This window comes from Novosphingobium silvae, assembly GCF_009856825.1.
Taxonomy (GTDB): Bacteria; Pseudomonadota; Alphaproteobacteria; order Sphingomonadales; family Sphingomonadaceae; genus Novosphingobium; species Novosphingobium silvae.
The window spans coordinates 17,957-38,078 of sequence record NZ_WVTD01000004.1; the positions used below are offsets into that span (position 1 = coordinate 17,957).

19 protein-coding genes are annotated in these 20,122 nt (G+C 66.2%); 8 read left to right on the plus strand and 11 right to left on the minus strand.

The genetic code is table 11. The features are described from left to right. Nucleotides 1-6: 6 nt before the first annotated feature. Complete coding sequence (gyrB, locus tag GR702_RS06655; RefSeq protein ID WP_419880284.1) at nt 7-2,559, plus strand: DNA topoisomerase (ATP-hydrolyzing) subunit B; 2,553 nt, start codon at nt 7-9, stop codon at nt 2,557-2,559. Between the two features lie 119 nt (nt 2,560-2,678). On the opposite strand, the gene GR702_RS06660 is transcribed toward gyrB, so the two are convergent. From GR702_RS06660 to GR702_RS06675, 4 genes are all read right to left on the minus strand, one after another. Beyond that, nucleotides 2,679-3,092: a hypothetical protein gene (locus GR702_RS06660; RefSeq protein ID WP_160985203.1), complete on the minus strand. Its 414-nt coding sequence runs from the start codon at nt 3,090-3,092 to the stop codon at nt 2,679-2,681. A gap of 109 nt (nt 3,093-3,201) precedes the next feature. Next, nucleotides 3,202-4,620 (minus strand): metalloprotease TldD, encoded by a 1,419-nt coding sequence (tldD, locus tag GR702_RS06665; RefSeq protein ID WP_160985204.1) that lies wholly within the window; start codon nt 4,618-4,620, stop codon nt 3,202-3,204. Between the two features lie 78 nt (nt 4,621-4,698). After that, nucleotides 4,699-4,896, minus strand: coding sequence for a zinc-finger domain-containing protein (locus tag GR702_RS06670; protein WP_160985205.1), 198 nt, complete (start codon nt 4,894-4,896; stop codon nt 4,699-4,701). Between the two features lie 164 nt (nt 4,897-5,060). Further along, a complete protein-coding gene (locus tag GR702_RS06675; protein ID WP_160985206.1) occupies nt 5,061-5,630 on the minus strand; it encodes an FMN-dependent NADH-azoreductase in 570 nt (189 codons plus the stop codon). Nucleotides 5,631-5,720: 90 nt separating this feature from the next. Here GR702_RS06675 and GR702_RS06680 point away from each other — a divergent pair, with 90 nt between their 5' ends. Then, the gene (locus GR702_RS06680; protein ID WP_160985207.1) at nt 5,721-6,128 is read left to right on the plus strand and encodes a winged helix-turn-helix transcriptional regulator; all 408 of its coding nucleotides are present in this window, start codon (nt 5,721-5,723) and stop codon (nt 6,126-6,128) included. 72 nt (nt 6,129-6,200) lie between these two features. Here the strand turns inward: GR702_RS06680 and GR702_RS06685 are convergent, their stop codons facing one another. Then, nucleotides 6,201-7,469 (minus strand): cytochrome P450, encoded by a 1,269-nt coding sequence (locus GR702_RS06685; RefSeq protein ID WP_160985208.1) that lies wholly within the window; start codon nt 7,467-7,469, stop codon nt 6,201-6,203. A gap of 140 nt (nt 7,470-7,609) precedes the next feature. On the opposite strand from GR702_RS06685, the gene GR702_RS06690 reads away from it, so the two are divergent. Together GR702_RS06690 and nadB are read left to right on the plus strand one after the other, a co-directional pair. Beyond that, complete coding sequence (locus GR702_RS06690; RefSeq protein WP_160985209.1) at nt 7,610-8,557, plus strand: ABC transporter ATP-binding protein; 948 nt, start codon at nt 7,610-7,612, stop codon at nt 8,555-8,557. Nucleotides 8,558-9,185: 628 nt separating this feature from the next. Next, entirely contained in the window at nt 9,186-10,811 is a 1,626-nt protein-coding gene (gene nadB, locus GR702_RS06695; RefSeq protein ID WP_160985210.1) for an L-aspartate oxidase, read from the plus strand. Nucleotides 10,812-10,894: 83 nt separating this feature from the next. Here the strand turns inward: nadB and GR702_RS06700 are convergent, their stop codons facing one another. Further along, entirely contained in the window at nt 10,895-11,137 is a 243-nt protein-coding gene (locus GR702_RS06700) for a GlsB/YeaQ/YmgE family stress response membrane protein (protein ID WP_160985211.1), read from the minus strand. A gap of 725 nt (nt 11,138-11,862) precedes the next feature. Between GR702_RS06700 and GR702_RS06705 the strand changes: the two genes are divergently transcribed. Together GR702_RS06705 and GR702_RS06710 are read left to right on the plus strand one after the other, a co-directional pair. After that, nucleotides 11,863-13,836 carry a ribonucleoside-diphosphate reductase subunit alpha gene (locus GR702_RS06705; protein WP_419880285.1) on the plus strand — a complete coding sequence of 658 codons (1,974 nt, stop codon included), beginning with the start codon at nt 11,863-11,865 and terminating at the stop codon, nt 13,834-13,836. Between the two features lie 82 nt (nt 13,837-13,918). After that, nucleotides 13,919-14,299, plus strand: coding sequence for a Rap1a/Tai family immunity protein (locus tag GR702_RS06710; protein WP_202408126.1), 381 nt, complete (start codon nt 13,919-13,921; stop codon nt 14,297-14,299). 27 nt (nt 14,300-14,326) lie between these two features. Here GR702_RS06710 and GR702_RS06715 read toward each other — a convergent pair whose 3' ends face one another. From GR702_RS06715 to GR702_RS06735, 5 genes are all read right to left on the minus strand, one after another. After that, nucleotides 14,327-14,977, minus strand: a complete 651-nt coding sequence (locus GR702_RS06715) for a L,D-transpeptidase family protein (protein WP_160985455.1) — start codon at nt 14,975-14,977, stop codon at nt 14,327-14,329. Between the two features lie 234 nt (nt 14,978-15,211). Beyond that, nucleotides 15,212-15,514: a hypothetical protein gene (locus tag GR702_RS06720; RefSeq protein ID WP_160985214.1), complete on the minus strand. Its 303-nt coding sequence runs from the start codon at nt 15,512-15,514 to the stop codon at nt 15,212-15,214. A 167-nt stretch (nt 15,515-15,681) separates the two neighbouring features. Further along, a complete protein-coding gene (locus GR702_RS06725) occupies nt 15,682-16,998 on the minus strand; it encodes a chloride channel protein (RefSeq protein WP_419880286.1) in 1,317 nt (438 codons plus the stop codon). 203 nt (nt 16,999-17,201) lie between these two features. Beyond that, nucleotides 17,202-17,429 carry a DUF2171 domain-containing protein gene (locus tag GR702_RS06730; protein WP_160985215.1) on the minus strand — a complete coding sequence of 76 codons (228 nt, stop codon included), beginning with the start codon at nt 17,427-17,429 and terminating at the stop codon, nt 17,202-17,204. A gap of 109 nt (nt 17,430-17,538) precedes the next feature. Further along, nucleotides 17,539-17,823, minus strand: a complete 285-nt coding sequence (locus GR702_RS06735; protein WP_337192543.1) for a DUF2171 domain-containing protein — start codon at nt 17,821-17,823, stop codon at nt 17,539-17,541. Nucleotides 17,824-18,223: 400 nt separating this feature from the next. Between GR702_RS06735 and GR702_RS06740 the strand changes: the two genes are divergently transcribed. Both GR702_RS06740 and GR702_RS06745 read left to right on the plus strand, forming a co-directional pair. Continuing rightward, on the plus strand, nt 18,224-19,276 hold the full coding sequence (locus tag GR702_RS06740; protein ID WP_160985217.1) for a ribonucleotide-diphosphate reductase subunit beta: 1,053 nt from the start codon (nt 18,224-18,226) through the stop codon (nt 19,274-19,276). A 151-nt stretch (nt 19,277-19,427) separates the two neighbouring features. Beyond that, a complete protein-coding gene (locus GR702_RS06745; protein WP_160985218.1) occupies nt 19,428-19,823 on the plus strand; it encodes a hypothetical protein in 396 nt (131 codons plus the stop codon). Nucleotides 19,824-20,122: the final 299 nt, after the last annotated feature.

Consider the following 20,122-nt stretch of genomic DNA (forward strand, 5'->3'; position numbering starts at 1 on the left):
CCCTATATGCTCGCCATGTCCAGCGATACCCAGAACGCCAAGAACCAGAACGCCTACGGCGCCGATTCCATCAAGGTCCTGAAGGGCCTCGACGCAGTGCGCAAACGCCCCGGCATGTACATCGGCGATACGGACGATGGTTCGGGCCTGCACCATATGGTTTTCGAGGTATCGGACAACGCCATTGACGAAGCGCTGGCAGGCCACTGCGACCTCGTGCTGATCGAGCTCAACCCCGATGGCTCGGTCTCGGTGGAGGATAACGGCCGCGGCATCCCGACCGGCATTCACGCCGAGGAAGGCGTCTCTGCCGCCGAGGTCATCATGACCCAGCTCCACGCGGGCGGCAAGTTCGAGAACACCTCGGACGACAACGCCTACAAGGTCTCTGGCGGCCTGCACGGCGTCGGCGTCTCGGTCGTGAACGCCCTGTCCGAGTGGCTGGAGTTGACCATCTGGCGCGAGGGCAAGGAGCACTGGATGAAGTTCGCCCACGGCGACGCCGTGGCGCCTCTCGAGGTCAAGGGCCCGGCGCCCAGGGCAGAGCAGAACCCGGATGCCGACGGCTTCAAGAAGGGCACGCGCGTGACCTTCCTGGCTTCCACCGACACGTTCAAGAACGTGACCGAGTTCGACTTCGACAAGCTGGAGCACCGCTACCGCGAACTCGCGTTCCTGAACTCGGGCGTGCGCATCCTGCTGCGCGACAAGCGCCACGAGGAAACCAAGGAGCACGACCTGTTCTACGAAGGCGGCATCGCGGCCTTCGTGAAGTACCTCGACCGCAACAAGAACGCCCTGCTGGAGGAGCCGATCGCGATCTCGTCCGAGCGCGACGGCGTGGGCATCGACGTGGCGCTGGAATGGAACGATTCCTACTACGAGAACGTGCTGTGCTTCACCAACAACATCCCGCAGCGTGACGGCGGCACCCACCTCGCGGCGTTCCGCGCGGCGCTGACCCGCACGCTCAACGGCTATGCCGACAAGTCGGGCCTCCTCAGGAAGGAGAAGGTGACGCTCACCGGCGACGACATGCGCGAGGGGCTGACCGCGATCGTCTCGGTCAAGCTGCCCGATCCCAAGTTCTCGTCGCAGACCAAGGACAAGCTGGTCTCCTCCGAAGTGCGCCAGCCGCTGGAAAGCCTCATGGCCGACCGCATGACCGAGTGGCTGGAGGAGAACCCCGCCCACGCCAAGGCCATCGTCCAGAAGATCATCGACGCCGCCGCCGCGCGCGAGGCGGCCAAGCGGGCGCGCGAACTCACCCGCCGCAAGGGCGCGATGGACATCGCCTCGCTGCCGGGCAAGCTGGCGGATTGCCAGGAGCGCGATCCCTCCAAGTGCGAACTGTTCCTGGTCGAGGGCGATTCCGCAGGCGGCTCCGCCAAGCAGGGCCGCGACCGCAAGACGCAGGCGATCCTGCCGCTCAAGGGCAAGATCCTCAACGTCGAGCGCGCGCGCTTCGACCGCATCATCTCGTCCAAGGAAGTGGGCACGCTGATCCAGGCCATGGGCACCGGGATCCGCGACGACTTCAACCTTGGCAAGCTGCGCTACCACAAGATCGTCATCATGACCGACGCAGACGTCGATGGTGCGCACATCCGCACCCTGCTGCTGACCTTCTTCCACCGCCAGATGCCCGAAATCATCCGCGCCGGTCACCTCTTCATCGCCCAGCCGCCGCTCTACAAGGTCAGCAAGGGCCGCTCGGAAGTCTACCTCAAGGACAACGCCGCGCTCGACCGCTATCTGGTGGAAGCCGGGCTCAACGGCCGCGTGCTCGAAACCGCCGGGGGCGCGCGTTTCGGCGCGGACCTTGAGGGGCTGGTCGAACATGCGATCCGCATGCGCAACCTCATGGCCTTCGTGCCGCGCCGCTACGATCCGGTGCTGATCGAGGCGCTGGCGCTGTCCGGGGCGCTGGAGCCCGGGATCGCAACCGAGGCCCGCCGCGCCGCTCTCGAGGAAGCGGCCGCCTGGCTGCAGCGCGGCGACACCGAGGCCCGCTGGAGCGCGGCTCTCACCGAGGATGGCAACGTCGAGATCGAACGCCTGTGGCGCGGCGTCACCGACCATCACAAGATCGAGGCCAGCTTCGTCTCCAGTGCCGAGGCGCGGAAGCTGGCGAAGCTCGCGGCCGAGAACGCCGAGGTCTATTCCGGCAGCGCGCGCTTCGTGCGCGCCAGCGCCGCCGCCGAGACGAGCGAGCCGGACCCGGCGGAGCGCGGCGACGAGGAAACGGCGGAAGCCGCACCCATCCGCCTCACCAAGGGCGACGAGGCGATCACCCGGCCCAGCCAGCTGCTCGACCTGGTGCTCGCCGCCGGGCGCAAGGGCCTTGCGATCTCGCGCTACAAGGGCCTTGGCGAGATGAACGCCGAGCAGCTCTGGGAAACCACGCTCGACCCCGACAACCGCATCCTGCTGCAGGTCAAGGTCGAGGACGCCGACGTGACCGACGAGATCTTCACGCGTTTGATGGGCGACATCGTCGAGCCGCGCCGCGACTTCATCCAGGAAAATGCCCTCAACGTCGCCAATCTCGACATCTGAGGAAGCGGGGGCCCGACGCCCCCCGTCTTAACCAGCGCCAGCTCCAACGGAAAGGCGGCCGGAAGCCGAAGCTTCCGACCGCCCTGGTGCGCTCGGCCGAGGGAAGGCCCGCGACGGGCTTACCTGGCCGCGGTCTTGACCTTCTTGTAGGGTACGAACTCGTTGAGGCCGAGAAAGCCGTTCCACATGCCGAGCGCCGTGCGGTCGCGCAGCTGGATGGTGTCGTTGTTGCACAGCTGCGAGCCGTAGAGCTTCGTCACCATGATGTCGTCGCGGGTCAGCCGGTCCACGTTGTCGGGCCGGTTGACATAGAGCGTGGAGCCGACGCGGTAGACGATCGCGGTCTTGTCGATCACGGTCGCGTCCTGGGTCCGCGTGTAGGGGATGCAACTAACCGGCTTTCCGGCCTCGCGTCCTTCAAGCATCTTGGCAAGGCGCTCCTCGCCGGTCTGCTTGGGACGTGCTTCTGCGGCGGGCATTGCAAGCATGCCGGTACCCACGGCGAGAGCCGCCGCGATGGCAATCTTCTTCATGGATATTTCCTCTTCAACGCACCCCTTGCCCTTCGTATGCCACGTTCCGCCTGAATGAGAACTGAGCGGGGGCCGGGCAAGGATAACGTCCCGAGGCCGGCATGGTGCCTCAGGCGGTGCCGCCCACCGTCAGCCCATCGATCAGCAGCGAGGGCTGGCCGACACCGGCCGGCACGCTCTGCCCGCCCTTGCCGCACATGCCCACGCCCCGGTCGAGCGCCATGTCGTTGCCGATCGCCTTCACGCGGGTGAGGACCGAAGGGCCATCGCCGATCAGCGTCGCCCCCTTGATCGGCGCGCCCAGCTTTCCGTTCTCGACGAGGTAGGCCTCGGTGCACGAGAACACGAACTTGCCGGAAACGATGTCCACCTGCCCACCGCCAAAGCTCTTGGCGTAGATGCCCTTCTTCATGCCGGCCAGCATTTCGGCCGGATCGGCCTCGCCGCCCTTCATGAAGGTGTTTGTCATGCGCACCTGCGGGGCGTGGGCATAGTTTTCGCGCCGCCCGTTGCCGGTCGGCTCCACGCCCATCAAACGGGCGTTCAGGCGGTCCTGCATGTAGCCCTTGAGGATGCCGTCCTCGATCAGCACCGTCTCGCGCGTGGGGGTTCCCTCGTCGTCGATGGTGAGCGATCCGCGACGCCCCGGAAGCGAGCCGTCGTCGACGATGGTGACGCCCGGCGCCGCCACCCGCTCGCCGATGCGGCCCGAGAAGGCCGACGTGCCCTTGCGGTTGAAATCGCCCTCCAGCCCGTGCCCGATCGCCTCGTGCAGCAGGACGCCGGGCCAGCCCGCGCCGCACAGGACCGGAAACTCGCCCGCGGGCGCGTCGATGCTCTCCAGGTTGACGAGCGCCTGCGCAAGGGCGGTGTCGATGGCCTCGTTCCAGTTCGCGGGATCGAACAGGTCGTCATAGAGATAGCGCCCGCCCATCCCGAACGAGCCGCTTTCCCGCCGGCCGTTGCTTTCCGCCACGATCGAGACGTTCAGCCGCACCAGCGGCCGGATGTCGGTGGCGATGTAGCCGTCAGGGCGCACGATCTCAACCACGGACCACGATCCCGCAAGGCTGGCGCTGACCTGCGAGACGCGCGGGTCGCGGGCGCGGGCGGCGGCGTCGATCTGTTCCAGCAGCCGCACTTTCTCGCCGAAGCCGACAAGGTCGAGCGGCGAGGCGTCTGTATAGAGTTTCGCGTTGGTGCGCACGGGCGCCGCGGCACGGAGCCCACGCGCCGGATCGAGCAGCTGCAGCGTCTCGCCCGCGCGGCGAATGGCGGCGGCGGAAATCTCGTTGGCGTGGGCAAAGCCCGTCATCTCGCCCGAGACGCCGCGCAGCCCGAAGCCCGCATCGCGCGAATAGTCCGCGGTCTTGAGTCGGCCGTCGTCGAAGCCGAAGGCCTCGCTGGCGATGAACTGCATGAACAGTTCGCCGTCCTCGCACGCGCCGAGTGTCTCGGCGGCGAGTGCCTGCGCCTCTTCAGGCGAGATCTGGCTGTAGAGGAGCGAGCGCGGGTCGGTGATGGTCATGGCGCCGATATAGACGCCATCACGCGTTCAGGGAAGGGCGCCGCCGGGCAAAGGCGATGCGCGCGGGAAAGGGCGGCTTCAGGCCGCCTGCTGGTCCGCCGGTCCGCCCTTCAGCACGAAGCGGCGATCGCAGTAGCCGCACTCGACATAGCCCTTCTCGTCGATTTCGAGCCACACGCGCGGATGGCCAAGAGCAGCCCCGGCGCGGATGTCGGTGGCACCGTCGCACGAGACGCGGTGGGAATCGGTGAAGACGGTTTCGGGCGGGTTGGTCATGGTGGAGGCGAATTACCAAGGCCTGCGCGAAAATTCCAGACGGGATTTGCGGGCCGCGAAAAGGGCAGCGGGGGCAGGCCCTTGCGCAAGAACCTTCGCCTTTCGCGAGCCTGCATCCTGTCATCCCGCTCTACAGGGATGACAGGATGCGCCGGTCGGACGGGTTACGCCGGGATCGCCATCGTGCCGGCGTCCGCAAGGGCCTGCGCCACGGCCTTCTCGCGCGCTTCAGGGCCGGAGGCGAGGCCTTCCGCGACGACGAAAGTGGGGTTGTCGATGCCGATGAAGCCGAGGACGGCGCGCAGGTACTTCTCTGCGTGCTCGACCGCGGCGCTCGGATTGCCTTCGCTGTAGAGCCCGCCGCGCGCCAGGGCGACGATCACCTTCTTGTCGCCGACGAGGCCGACGGGGCCCGTCTCGGTGTACCGGAAGGTCTGCCCGGCGATCAGCACGCGGTCGAGCCATGCCTTGAGCTGGCTGGGGATGGTGAAGTTGTACATGCCCGCGCCGATCACGATCACGTCCGAGGCGAGGAACTCGGCGAGTTCGGGCGTGCCTTCGGGCGCGCCGAGCACGTCGAGCGTCAGGTGGGGCAGGGCATCGGCCGCAAGGTCGCGGCGGGTGACCTCGATCGCGGGATCGGCGGTGGTGAGAGCCGAGACGATGGCGGCGGAGATGGCGCGGCTGGCCGAGTTCTCGCCGGTGATGCTGGAATCGATGTGGAGAAGCTTCATGGTGCGGTCCTCGGTCTGGAAAAATGACCAGGTCTAGCTATGTTGCCGGAGCAGGCGCGCCAAGTGCGCATATTTTCGGGACCTGGTACCATGAAGTTGACCACCTTCGACGAGGGCGAGGCATCGGCCGCGCTCACCGTTCACGACCCCTCCAGCAAGGATTGCCGGCTTGTCGGAGACATCCTCAGCCGGGTGGGGGACAAGTGGTCGATGCTGGTGATCATGACGCTGCTGGAGCAGCCGCTGCACTTCAACGAGTTGAAGCGGGCCATCCAGGGCGTGTCGCAGCAGATGCTCTCGCGCACGCTGCGGGCGCTGGATCGCGACGGCCTGGTGACCCGCACCGTCCATTCCGGGGTCCCGGTCCGGGTGGAGTACGCGCTCAGCGACCTTGGTCGCTCGCTCTCCGGGCCGGTGAAGGCGCTCAGCGCATGGGCGCTCGCATCGCGCGATGCGATAGAGGCGAGCCGCAGCGTCTACGATGGCGCGCATGAGTGAGGCGCCGGTCCATGGCCTCTCCGGTCGGGGCCATGAGCCACGGGTGCGCGCCCATGTTTCATCGCAGCCGTCTCAGGCGGGCGCGAAATTCAGGTGGAGCGCCGCCAGCCCACGGATGATATAGCTCGGCTCATACGAAATGCGTCGCGCGCCCGCCGGGCCGTGGTGTGCCTCGTCGAGCGTGATCGCGCTGGTGTGTTCCAGGAAACGATCGAGGATCACCGCCACTTCGGCGCGGGCCAAGGGGGCCCCGGCGCAAGTGTGGGCACCCCGTCCGAAAGCGACATGTTCGCGGATACGCGGGCGACCAATGCGGAACTCGGCAGGGTCCTCCCATCGGCGCGGATCGCGGTTTGCCGCCGAGAGGGAGACGACGACGCGCTTGCCCGCAGGGATGTCCACGTCGCCGATGCGGGTCGCGCGCCGGGCGATGCGGAAGGTGGCCTTGGTGGAACCCTCGATGCGCAGCACTTCCTCCAGGAAAGGGCCCACGAGCTTGCGGTCGTCGCGAAGCTGCTGCTGCATGGCCTGGTCCTCGCACAGCCGGCGAAGGGCGTTGCCGATGAGCTTGGCCGAGGTGTCCTGCCCGGCGGCGAAGAGGAACATGGCGGATTTCACCACTTCCATCGCGTCGGGCGTCGAACCATCGGGATATCTGGCCTGCGCCATCTCGGTCATGACATCGTCCTGCGGCATGGCGCGGCGTTCGGTGATGTAGCGCACGAAGTAACCGCCCATGACCATCAGGGGATGGATGCTCTGCCCCTCGGGCGTGTCCATGTTGCCGGGAGGCGGCGCAGAGTCGATGAGCTGGCGGAACGCCTCGCGGTCGTCGGCGGGAACGCCCAGCAGGTCGGCGATGACCATGGTGACGAAGGGCGTGGCCACCTGGTTCACCAGTTCGCAGCCGCCCGCCTCCACCACGCCGCGCACCATCTCGTCGGCATAGCGACGCATGAAGGCCTCGTTGGCCTTGAGCCGCGAGGGCGTGAACAGTGGGTTCAGCAGTGACCTTGCGGCCGCATGCCTTTCGCCGTCGTAGGAGACCATCAGCTCTATCTCGCTTCCGGGATGGCTATCGAGCAGTTCGGAGATGTCGTCGCCCTCGATTTCGAAGGGCAGGCGCACGAGCGGATCGGGGTTCAGCCACGAGGAGAAGTCGCGCGTGTTGAGCAGCACTTCCACCGCTTCGGCGAAGCCCGTCACGACCATAACGTCGCGGCTCGTCATCTGGTATACCGGGCCGTTCGCGCGGATGCTCTCGAAGTAGTCGTAGGGGTCGAGCAGGACCGAGTGGTCGGTGAAATAGTCCTTTTCGGCAACGGTCGCGGCAGTGGCCATGGTGCTTCTCCCGAGTGCGGCCTCTTCGGCTCGCGATAATGATATAGTGTGGATCATATGCTCGCCGCTTGCCGAGGTCAATCTCCCGGGTGGAGCTTGCGCTCTTTACGGCGGCGTGATCGTGGCGCACATGCACCGCCATGAGCACGACATCCCCCGCAATCGCCATCCGTGACCTCGTCAAGCGCTACGCCCCGGCCGGCCCGGGCGAAGGCAAGCTGGCGCTGAAGGGCGTGTCCTTCGACGTGCCGGAAGGCGGCATCTTCGGCCTGCTCGGCCCGAACGGGGCAGGCAAGTCGACGCTGATCAACATCCTGGCCGGGATGGTCATGAAGACCTCGGGATCGGCCGAGATCTGGGGTTTCGACATCGATCGCGACGCGCGCAACGCCAAGCGCTCGATCGGCATCGTGCCGCAGGAGATCGTTTTCGATCCCTTCTTCACCCCCTTCGAGGTGCTGGAGATCCAGGCCGGGCTCTACGGCATCGCCAAGACCCTGAGGCGGTCGGAAGAGCTGCTGCGCGCAGTTCACCTGGCCGACAAGCGCAACGCCTATGCCCGCACGCTTTCGGGCGGCATGAAGCGGCGGCTGCTGATCGCCAAGGCGCTGGTCCATCGCCCGCCGGTGCTCGTGCTCGACGAGCCGACCGCGGGCGTTGATGTGGAGCTGCGCCGCCAGCTGTGGGAACTCGTCACCGAGCTCAACAAGGAAGGCGCGACGATCGTGCTGACCACGCACTATCTCGAGGAAGCCGAGGAACTGTGCGACCGCATCGCCATCATCAACCATGGCGAACTGATCGCCAACAAGCCCACCCGCGAGCTGGTGGGCATGGCGCGCGAGAAGATCATCGTCCTCACGCTCGACCGCGAAGTGGAAGAGATGCCCAGCCATCCGGGCTTCGTCAAATGCGTGAAGTCCGGCGAACGCTCGCTTGAGATCACCTATGACAAGGATCGCAGCAATGCGGGCGAGATCATGTCGGCGCTGCAGGCGCAGGGCTTCGCGATCATCGACGTGACCACGCGCGAAGCCGACCTGGAAGATGTTTTCGTGACATTGACGAGCGAGGCCCGCGCGGCCTGACCTGGCTCCCGCCAGGCACGCATTCTTGCCCGGCCCTGGAAGCGGGAGCAGCCCGGGGGCGAATCGCCTGCGGCTGCCGTGGCAATCCCGATTTCTCCCCAGGCTGGTTTCCGGTCAGGATTTCATGTGGGCGGCAGGAGCGGGCATGACTTTGCCGCTTCGTGTGAAATGCTGCGCTGCGAAGCAGAACGCCCGCGAGGGTGCGTTTTGAGGCGAATTGCGGTTCAACCCACCGTTATAAGTAGTCCTACTTATTATTTTCTATTCGTCATCAGCATTGTCATCGGCAAGTTTCCATACCTTGTGTTTCTTGCGTTTAATAGTTTTACCGCAATGTCTACACACGCCAACATAGCTAAGGCCGTCCCATTTGACTTCCTTTCGGTTGGGTTCGTGTCTATTCGCAAAGCATAGTGCAATCGATAATCCCACGGAAATTGCCCCTCCGTTGAGCCGCGAAAGCTGGGTATCCTAACCAAAGTCGGTGGCAAGGTCATAATTTAGCATAGATCACAGTGTTCGTAATCAGGACAATTCAAATATTCAAGAATTGCATTGCGCCGCAACATGGCCACGGGTGTTTCTGAAAGTGTTGCGGTCCTGAGGCGGGACTGGCTAGGGAAGCGTCATGGAAACGCCATCTCGCGCCGCCCCTCCTGCGACGCCCGCCTTCGACGTGCTTGTTATCGGTTCGGGCGCTGCCGGCCTCACCGCCGCGCTTGCCCTTGCGGACAAGGTGAAGGTGGGAGTGCTGGCGAAAGGCGGGCTGGCCACAGGTTCCACCGCCTGGGCGCAAGGCGGGATCGCTGCGGTCCTCGACGCGGGCGACACGTTCGAGCAGCATGTCCATGATACGATGGTGGCGGGCGCCGGCCTCAACCGGCGCGAGACGGTGGAGTTCGTGATCGAGCGTGCTCCCCACGCCATCGACCGGTTGATCGAACTGGGCGTGCCTTTCAACACCGATGGGCCGGAAGGCACCGGCGCGCTGCACCTGACGCGCGAGGGCGGGCATTCTCACCGGCGCATCGTCCACGTGGCGGACGCCACCGGCTGGGCGGTGCAGCAGGCCCTGCTCAAGGCGGCCGAGGCCCACCCGAACATCACCCTGCTGCCCGGCCGCTCGTGCATCGACCTCATCACCGGCCGGCACGAGATGCGCTATTCAGGCTCGGGCCGCGTGTGGGGCGTCTATGCGCTGGACGAGGAGAGCGGCCATGTGGAGGCCTTCACCGCCCGCGCCACCGTGCTGGCGACTGGCGGGGCGGGCCGCGTCTACCAGTTCAGCACCGCGCCGCGCGGGGCCACCGGCGATGGCATCGCCATGGCCTGGCGCGCGGGCGCGCGCGTCTCCAACATGGAGATGATGCAGTTCCACCCGACCTGCCTCTACAACCTGGAGGTCAAGAACTTCCTCATCACCGAGGCCGTGCGAGGAGAGGGCGGGCACCTCATCAATCCGCGCACCGGCAAGCGGTTCATGACTTTCTACGATCCCGAGCGCCTGGAACTCGCGCCGCGCGACGTGGTGGCTCGCGCGATCGATTCCGAGATCAAGCGCTTCGGCCTCGACTATGTGCACCTCGACATCAGCCACCAGCCCGCCGAGTTCGTGAAGGAGCACTTCCCGAACATTCACGAGAAGCTGATGGGCCTTGGCATCGACATGACGCGCGAGCCGATCCCGGTCGTGCCCGCGCAGCACTATACCTGCGGCGGCGTGCTGATCGACCTTGCCGGGCGGACCGACCTGCCCGGCCTCTATGCGGCGGGGGAATGCACCGAAAGCGGCCTCCACGGCGCCAACCGCCTCGCGTCCAACTCGCTCCTCGAATGCTTCGTCTTCGGCGAGGCGGCCGCTGCCGACATCCTCGCCAACTGGGACAGCTTCACGCCGCCCCCGCCGGTGCGCTCGTGGGACGAGAGCCGCGTCACCGATTCGGACGAGGAAGTCGTCATCAAGCAGAACTGGACCGAGATCCGCCGGTTCATGTGGAACTATGTCGGCATCGTGCGCACCACCAAGCGGCTGGAACGCGCGCACCACCGTATCCAGATGCTGAACGGCGAGATCGAGGAATATTATCGCCATTTCCGCGTCTCGACCGACCTGATCGAGCTGCGCAACCTTCTCCAGAGCGCGGAACTGATCGTCAGCAGCGCGCTGCGCCGCCACGAGAGCCGGGGGCTGCACTATACGCTGGACTATCCGGGCATCGACGCGGAGCCGATGGACACCGTGCTGGTGCCCTGAATGCACGGAGCTGGTGCGCGCGGAAAGACGCGCGCGCCTGCCATGCTGCGGGGCGCGCGCGATCCCTTGATTGCGGGTGAGGCTCAGCCGATGTTGAGCAGGCGTCCGATGAAGATCAGCGCGATCGCGCCGATCACCGAGGCGAGACAGCCCGCGCGGCTGAAGTCGCGGCTGCCGCGGCTGGTGATGAGACCGGCGAGCAGCGAGCCGCCGATGCCGAGCAGGATCGTCGCGATCCAGTTCATGTCCACCGAGCCGGGATAGAAGAAGCGCGCCAGGACGCCGATGACGAGGCCGCTGATGATGGCGCCGATGATGTTCAGCATGAGCTTTGGGAACTCCCCTGTTCAGACGAGCGCCGCTGCGCCCGCCGCCGCTCGCTACAAGCGATGAATGACGAAGGAGTTGCACCGTTTCGGTCGAGGATTGCGCCGGACCTTGAGGGTGTCTGTAGCGGGGCCAGGGCCGGAGCCAGCGTTACTGGGCGGGCAATGCAGCCGAAATGGCGCTGATCGGCGATTCGGCTCGTCGCAAGCCGGATTCGTTCCATCGGTGATTTATGTGGAAAAATTTTATCCGCCCGGGCGCGAAATTGGCACTTGCGCACCGGAAGGATTGAGGACTTTCCACGCGTCGCGCTTGCTCGTTCGCGGCTGGGCGGCCGGTTGGTCCCGTCACGGCAATCTGCGCCCCCCTCTTGAACCTGACGGCGGAAAGGGCACTATAGGTTGTGTCGTACCGGTCACGAGGCATCAACACCTAGGAAGTCCCGCCATTCGCCCTCGCGGCGGCGGCGCAGCGCCCGGAAGGTTGTGGTCCTTCGTCGCCATGGTGCGCAGACGGTCTGGCAGGGAAGTTCTGTTCTCATCTTGTTCTGGAAATGGTAGGCGAAGCTCCGAAAGCTTCCCGACTCGCTTCCAGACGGCCGACCGCTGGAGACAGCTTGGATCGCCCTCTTGGCGGTTCGATGACATTACGAGTTACGGGGGCACCGATGGATTTCAGGAACGCAAGCGATGGCCAGGTGTCTGATGCAGATGTGGATGTGGACATGACCGGTTCCACGCAGGTTGAAATGGAAGGGCTCTACGCCCCGCGCGCGTCGTCCGCGAAGGACGCGGGCTCGGACGCGGCCGCGCCTGTGGCGGACACGCCGGCACCGGTGGCAGCCGCACCCGCGAAGAAGCAGGCGCGCCTTGTCGACCGCGATTCCAAGACGATCAACGCGCGCCGCTTCGCGATCGTCACCGACGATACGCGCGATGCGCTGCTGACCGATTTCGGCAAGGAGACGCTGGACGACCGCTATCTCCTCCCCGGCGAGAAGTACCAGGATCTCTTCGCGCGCGTGGCCGATGCCTATGCGGACGACGAAGAGCACGCGCAGCGCCTCTACGACTATATCTCGAAGCTGTGGTTCATGCCCGCGACGCCCGTGCTGTCGAACGGCGGCACCGGGCGCGGCCTGCCGATCTCGTGCTACCTGAACTCGGTGGACGACAGCCTGGAAGGCATCGTCGCCACCTGGAACGAGAACGTCTGGCTCGCCAGCCGGGGCGGCGGCATCGGCACTTACTGGGGCGCGGTGCGCGGCATCGGCGAGCCGGTGGGCCTCAACGGCAAGACCAGCGGCATCATCCCCTTCGTGCGCGTGATGGATTCGCTGACCCTGGCGATCAGCCAGGGTTCGCTGCGCCGCGGTTCGGCGGCCTGCTACCTCGACATCTCGCACCCCGAGATCGAGGAGTTCCTCGAGATCCGCAAGCCGAGCGGTGACTTCAACCGCAAGGCGCTGAACCTGCACCACGGCGTGCTGCTGACCGACGAGTTCATGGAAGCCGTGCGCGACGGCGCGCAGTTCCAGCTGCGCAGCCCCAAGGACGGATCGGTGCGCAACACGGTCGATGCGCGCTCGCTGTTCCAGAAGCTCGTCGAGGTCCGCCTTGCCACGGGCGAGCCCTACATCGTCTTCTCCGACACCGTGAACCGCATGATGCCCAAGCATCACCGCGATCTGGGGCTCAAGGTCTCGACCTCGAACCTGTGCTCGGAAATCACGCTGCCCACGGGCCGCGACCACCTGGGCAACGACCGCACGGCGGTGTGCTGCCTCTCCTCGCTCAACCTGGAGACCTGGGAAGAGTGGAAGGGCGAGAAGCGCTTCGTGGAAGACGTGCTGCGCTTCCTCGACAACGTCCTGCAGGACTACATCGACCGCGCGCCCGACGAGATGGCCCGCGCCAAGTATTCCGCCGCGCGCGAGCGTTCGGTCGGCATGGGCGTCATGGGCTTCCACTCGTACCTGCAGAAGCGCGGCATCGGCTTCGAGAGCGCGATGGCCAAGGCGCTCAACCTCCAGATGTTCCAGTACATCAACCAGAAGGCGAACGAGGCCTCGATGCTGCTGGCCAAGGAGCGCGGGCCCTGCCCCGACGCTGCCGACCAGGGCGTGATGGAGCGTTTCAGCTGCAAGATGGCGATCGCGCCCACCGCGTCGATCTCGATCATCTGCGGCGGCACGTCGGCCTGCATCGAGCCGATCCCGGCCAACATCTATACCCACAAGACGCTTTCGGGCAGCTTCGTGGTGAAGAACCCGTACCTGCAGAAGCTGCTGGCCGCGAAGTCGAAGGATTCCACCAACGTGTGGAACTCGATCCTCGAGCATGGCGGTTCGGTCCAGCAGCTGGACTTCCTCTCGGCCGAGGAGAAGGCGGTCTACAAGACCAGCTTCGAGATCGACCAGCGCTGGCTGCTGGAATTCGCGGCCGACCGCACGCCCTACATCGACCAGGCGCAGTCGCTGAACCTGTTCATCCCGGCCGACGTCGACAAGTGGGACCTCATGATGCTCCACTTCCAGGCGTGGGAGCGCGGCATCAAGTCGCTCTACTACCTGCGCTCGAAGTCGGTGCAGCGCGCAGGCTTCGCGGGCGGGGTGGAAGCGGACAACACCAGCGAACTCGCCAAGTTCGAACTGGCCGCCAGCACCACCGACTACGACGAGTGCCTCGCCTGCCAGTAAGCCTGCCATATGGTTCCACCGAGAGCGGCCTTCCGGGCAACCGGGAGGCCGTTTTCGCTTTGTTGAGGACATGACGTTGCAGATGACATGCGCGAAGCGGGCAGGGCTTGCGCTCGCCGCCGCCCTTGCGGGCCTCGCCCCCGCCACCGCCGGAGCCGCCTTCTACACCGGCGACGAACTCTACCGCGTCTGCACCGCGGCCAAGGGCGACAAGGCCTATATCGAGCAGACCTACGAATGCATCGCGTATATCACCGGCGCGGTCGATGCGTTCAGCACCGCGCGGCGGGTGACCAAGGTCAGGAGCTGCATCCCCGAGGGAGTGACGATCAGCCGTCTGCGCGGCGCGACGATGGCCTTCCTGGAAGAGAACCCGAAGCTGCGCAGCGAGCCCGCCTCGGACCTGGTCTTTGCCGCCACGCGCAAGCAGTGGCCCTGTCCCAAGGCGGCGAAGAAGCGCTAGCGCGTCGGGATCCCGCCAGCACGGCCTTCAGGACGCGGGCTGCACCATGTGCACGCGGATGCGGGGGAAGACTTCTTCCAGCGGCTTCTCGTCGGGCATCACGTAGACGTAGCCGCCCTTGCGGCGGAACAGGGGAGTGATCTGCCGCCCGTAGATCGCCTTGGGGACGTTGATGCAGCCGAAAGTGATGCGGTTGTCGTCGATCGCGGGCGAGAGCATCCGCTCGCGCCGGCGCTCCTTGGGATTGCCCGAAGGGATCGTGTGGATGGCAACCGAGGTGGCGTAGTCCACCCACAGGACGCGCTGGTTGCCTGCCGCGACGCCGAACTTCGCCAGGAAGCGCCCCGCAGGCGTCGTCTTCTCCGCCGGGCCGATCTCGGACAGGTTCTTGGAGCCGATGCCGGGGCTCGCCTCGTCTCCGCTGGCGATGCCCAGGAGCACCGGCCCTTCGGCCACGGCCTTGCCCTTGGCATCGAAGACGTGGAGCCGCGCGGCCTGCTTGTCGATCACGATATAGGGGAGCGACTGGTTGTCGCCCGAGGCCGCGATCCAGTCCGCGACGAGGGCGGCCTGCGGTGAGGGCGGCGCGACCGGCTTTTCCTCCACGGCCGCCGGTGCTGCCTTGGTGCGCGCCTTCTTCGCCGCGAGCGCCGGGCCGGGCGCTGTGATCAGGGCCATTGCGGAAAAGGCCAGTGCCAGCGAGGCGGGCGCGAGAGAGGCGGGGAAACGGCGGGCAGGCCGGCGGGGCGCCGACGGGGCGGTCTTCATCGTGGTGGAGGTACTCGAAGGATGGAAGCGAAAGCGTCGGTGCGGTGGCGGCACCGACGCTGCAGCGATTGACCAGATTTCGGGCCGGGCGCCGGGTAGGGGCTGGCGGCCGGCCCTTCTCTTTCAGTCGGGTTCAGCGGCGGCTCAGTTGCGCGCGCGCTTGCGACGGCTTTCCGCCATCTGCTGCTCGACGCCGTCGACGCGGGCGTTGAGCTGGTCGAGGCGCTGGGTGTTGGTCTGCGACTGGCCCGATGCGGCCTGCGCCTCGGCCAGTGCCTGGCGCGCGGTTCCATCGGTGGTCTGCAGCTTGGTGTCGAGAGCGTCGATCCTCTGGTTCACAGTGGCGATCTCCTCGCGAACGAAGCCCTTGGTGGCGCATCCGCCAAGTCCGATGGAACCGATAAGGACGATGGCTGCGGGAGCGAGTTTCGTCAGTGCGTGCGACATTGTTTTCTCCTGGTGGGTCAATGGACCACGAGCGAACAAGCCCAGCGTTGCAGGCGGGACAATCCGTTTCGGGCCGGACGTGCCGTGGTTCAGGTGAGTAGATGCACAAGCCGCCGCGCAGGTGCTCCCGGGGCATGAGGTGCGGCTCTCCCGTCCGGGAACCGGGGCTACCGGGAGCCGTCCGGAGCCGGGGGAGCGAGGAAACGCTGCATCAGTGCGTGATAGAGCTTGTCCTTGCAGACGAACTGCGCGGTGAAATCGCCCACCAGCGCCGCTGCCACCAGCGGCATCATCAGCCCCCGGCTGGCGGTCGTCTCCGAGATGATGATCACGGCGGTGAGCGGTGCTCTCACCACGCCCGTGAAATAGGCGACCATGCCGAGCAGGACGATGGCGCCCGGCGGATAGCCGGGGAAGGCGGTACGCAGGATGTCGCCGATCCCCGCGCCGATCGACAGCGAGGGCGCGAAGATGCCGCCGGGCAGGCCCGAGACGGCCGTGGCCAGCGTGGCCGCGAACTTGGCGATGCCGAACCATGCGGGCACGTCCGCGCCTTCGATGATCCCGTGCGCGGTCTCGTAGCCGGTCCCCCAGGTGAGGCCGGTCGCGGTGCCGATTACGGCGACGATGGCCCCGCAGCCGAAGGCAAGCACGACCGGGCGCGCGCGGAGCCAGGGCAGGGGGGCGAGCGAGGAGGTCCCGCTCGCAAGCATCAGGCGGGAGAACAGGCCGCCTGCGATGCCGCCGAACAGTCCCGCGACCGGAGCGGCCACCAGCGCCTGCGTGACGTGCAGCGTCTGGCGCATGGCGCCGAAGTAGATGTAGTCTCCCGCAAGGCCCATGCTGACCATCCCGGCGATGAGCACGGCCGCCATGACCAGCAGCGCCATGCGCTGTTCGTAGGCGGCGGCCAGCTCCTCTATCGCGAAGGCGACGCCTGCCAGCGGCGTGTTGAAAGCCGCCGCCACGCCCGCCGCGCCGCCCGCGATATAGACCGACGAGCGGATCGGGATGCGCAGGATGCGGTGCATGCGCCCCATGATCGCTGCCGCAACCTGCACCGTCGGCCCCTCGCGGCCCACCGATGCGCCCACCAGCAGGCCTCCGCTCGTCAGCAGGAGCTTGGCCACGGCCGCGCGCGCCGACACCAGGGTCGACATGGCGGCTTCCGGGTTCTTCGTGGCCGCCATGACCTGCGGGATCCCCGACCCCCTGGCGAGGGGCGCCAGCCGGACCGTCAGCCACGCGATCGCCGCGAAGCCGCAGGGCGTCACGATGAGCGGCGCCCACCAGACCTGCGCGGCCATCGCGTGGAACAGCATGGTCGCCCGGTCTGCCACATCGGCGAAGAGCAGCGCCACCAGTCCCACAAGCACCGCGCCGCCCAGGATCGCCACGCGCCGCCGCCAGATCAGCGCCTCCGGCCCGTGACGGCGGATGAAGATGCGGAAACGGCGGGGCAGGAGGCGGGCCAGCTGTTTCACGAAGGACGGTCCCGATTGGCGGTGCGAGAAAAGGCGTTGTGAGCCTCATGGCCTTGCGGACGCGGCATGTCCATGACGGAAGCTCCCCCGGTGCCGCGGGGTAGTGCATCGAAAACCCCGCAGGCACGAAAAACCCCGGCCTCCCGCAAAGAGGGCCGGGGTCTCGGGTGGCGCTCCCGAAGGAGCGCTCCGATTTCGTTGGGTCAGACGGTGCCGACGCCCATCGGGACAGGCGTGCCTTCCTTCAGGTACACGCGGTTGTCCTCGATCCGGTCGACGTTATCGAACGCGACGTAGTGATGCGCGCCGTCGGTGCTGTCGGTACGGGTCAGCTTGATCTGGTCGTCCTTCACGTCATCGACCGTGCCGACGTGCTGTCCGGTGCTGGTGGTGACTTCCATGTGCTCACGGATGCGCAGCTTCTCGAACATGGTGCATTCTCCAAAAATCAGTTCGTCGGGGATATGCAGGGTCAACGGGCGGGAAGGGCGCATCGTTCCGGCATTCGTCGCGCCATGGCCACGCTTCGCGGTTATGGCCTCAATCCTCCGCCGCGAGGCCGAAGGTCGCATCGCCCCGGCCCTGCAGCAGCACCGCGTCCTCGCTCACCCCGTCGATCTGGGTGACGGCGATGAAGGGCCCGTCTTCTCCGGCGGCATGTTCGGCCAGGATCACGCGCTCGCCCTCGACGCGCGAGACGGTGCCGATCGGATCGCCATCGGGGCCGATCACCTTCATGCCCCGGCGGATGGTGCCGACGCTGGTGGCCCAGCTGCTCCGCTGGTCGGTGTCTTCGTTGGGCGATTGGGGGGAAGGGGTGGTCACGGGAATACTCCTCATCCGAAAGGGACACGCATGAACGCGTGTGTTCCATGCAGCGAGAATGCCCCGCAGGAACGGGCGGTTCCTTGGCGCGGGACGGCGGATCGCAAGGCGCTATGCGGCAGTCAGGCGCGATTCGGCGGCTGCGTGGGAACATAGCGGGACCGGCACAAGGTCTTGGGGGCAGGCGTTTTCCCCCGCCACCAGATGTGCGCGCATTCAGTTGTGCAAATAGTGATTCTCCCCCTCCCATTTGGCCCGATCTCGACTATCTCTGGTGCCTGAGCCCGAACGTGCGACGAGCCACGGCGCACGCGGGGCGATACCCGATTTCCGCTGGAAAGCGCCGTCGCCGGCCGCTCGCCGGCAGTGCCGCAGACCGAATCACCGGAGCCAGTCGTCCATGTCCCTTCTCGAAGCCCGCAAGACCTACAAGCCCTTCGAATATCCCTGGGCCTACGACTACTGGAAGATCCAGCAGCAGGTCCACTGGCTGCCCGAGGAAGTGCCGCTGGGCGAGGACTGCCGCGACTGGGTGCAGAACATCTCGGAGCATGAGCGCAACCTGCTCACGCAGATCTTCCGCTTCTTCACGCAGGCCGACGTCGAGGTGCAGGACTGCTACCACGAGAAGTATGCCCGCGTCTTCAAGCCGACCGAGATCAAGATGATGCTCACCGCCTTCTCCAACATGGAGACGGTGCACATCGCCGCCTATTCGCACCTGCTCGACACCATCGGCATGCCCGAGAGCGAATATGGCGCCTTCCTCGAATATGCCGAACTCAAGGACAAGCACGACTACCTGCAGAAGTTCGGCGTCGACAACGACGAGGACATCGCGCGCACGCTCGCCATGTTCGGCGGCTTCACCGAGGGCGTGCAGCTCTTCGCCAGCTTCGCGATGCTGATGAACTTCCCGCGCTTCAACAAGATGAAGGGCATGGGCCAGATCGTCTCGTGGTCGGTGCGCGACGAATCGCTGCACTGCGAAGGCATCATCAAGCTGTTCCACACGTTCGTGCAGGAACGCGGCTGCCTGACCAAGGCGGTGAAGGACGACATCGCCGACCAGTGCCAGACCACGATCCGGCTGGAGGACAACTTCATCGACCTCGCCTTCGAGCTGGGTCCGGTGCCGGGCATGACGCCCAAGGACATCAAGAAGTACATCCGCTACATCGCCGACTGGCGCCTGGGCCAGCTGGGCCTGAAGCCCATCTACCTGATCGACGAGCATCCGCTGCCCTGGCTGCAGCCGCTGCTGAACGGCGTGGAGCATGCGAACTTCTTCGAGACCCGCGCGACCGAATACTCCAAGGGCGCGACCCGTGGCGACTGGAACACGGTCTGGGCGAACTTCGATTCCCGCCGCAAGGTGAAGGCCAACGACGAGGGCAGCGTGGACTATGCCGCCAGCGAGCCCGGCCTGTTCGGCGAAGTCGCGGCGGAGTGATCCGGCAGGCGGCGACGGCGCGGCTTCGTGCTGCCCGTCGCCGCTTTCGCCCCGTTCGTCGACTCCGTGCCGTCGTCGACCCCTTCGCGGCAACTTCCGGTTCGCCTTCCGCATTTCTGCGTGGATAGCCGAATTCCACCGGAGACAGGCAATGAACCGCGCCTTCCTTCTTGTTGCCGCCTTTGCCGCCCTTCCGCAGATCGCCGCGGCACAGCAGACCCCCGTCATCGCCGATACGCCCGCAGCCGCGAAAGCCATGGCCGATCCCGACGTGATCACCGTGCGCAACGTGACGCGCAGCGAACTGACGCCGGGTCTCGCCATCGTCGAGGAAGGCGGGGAAACCCTTGGCACCGTGGCTAGGCTGGCGGGCAACGACGTCATCCTCAGCGCCGCGAGCAAGGGGCGCGAAGTGGAATACCGCGTGCCGATCACGCAGATCTTCGCTTATCAGCAGGACGGCGTGGACCGCTATGCGAGCCGCACTCCGCGCTCGGCCCTGAGGGCCGAGGCAGGGCCTGCCGTTGCCGTCAACGGCGCCCAGTGACCAAGGTGGAGCGGGCTGCGGCTTGCAGTCGGCGCGGAGACGCTTGCTTGACTTTGATAACCATTTAGGTTATACGCCGCAGCATCGATTGCGATCCTTGGGATCACGATCGAACAAAGCGGCGGGCCGGGAGCGTGTAGCTGACGCTTTCCCTCTCCCGGCGCGGTCGGCGCTTCGGTCGTGGACACCGGAACAGCCACAAAGGGATGCGTGGATGAAGATGAGGGTATGCCCTCAGGTAAGGTGGCATGGGATGCGAGCCCTGCCCACCGGCCCCACGCACCACACGGGCTCGGCCT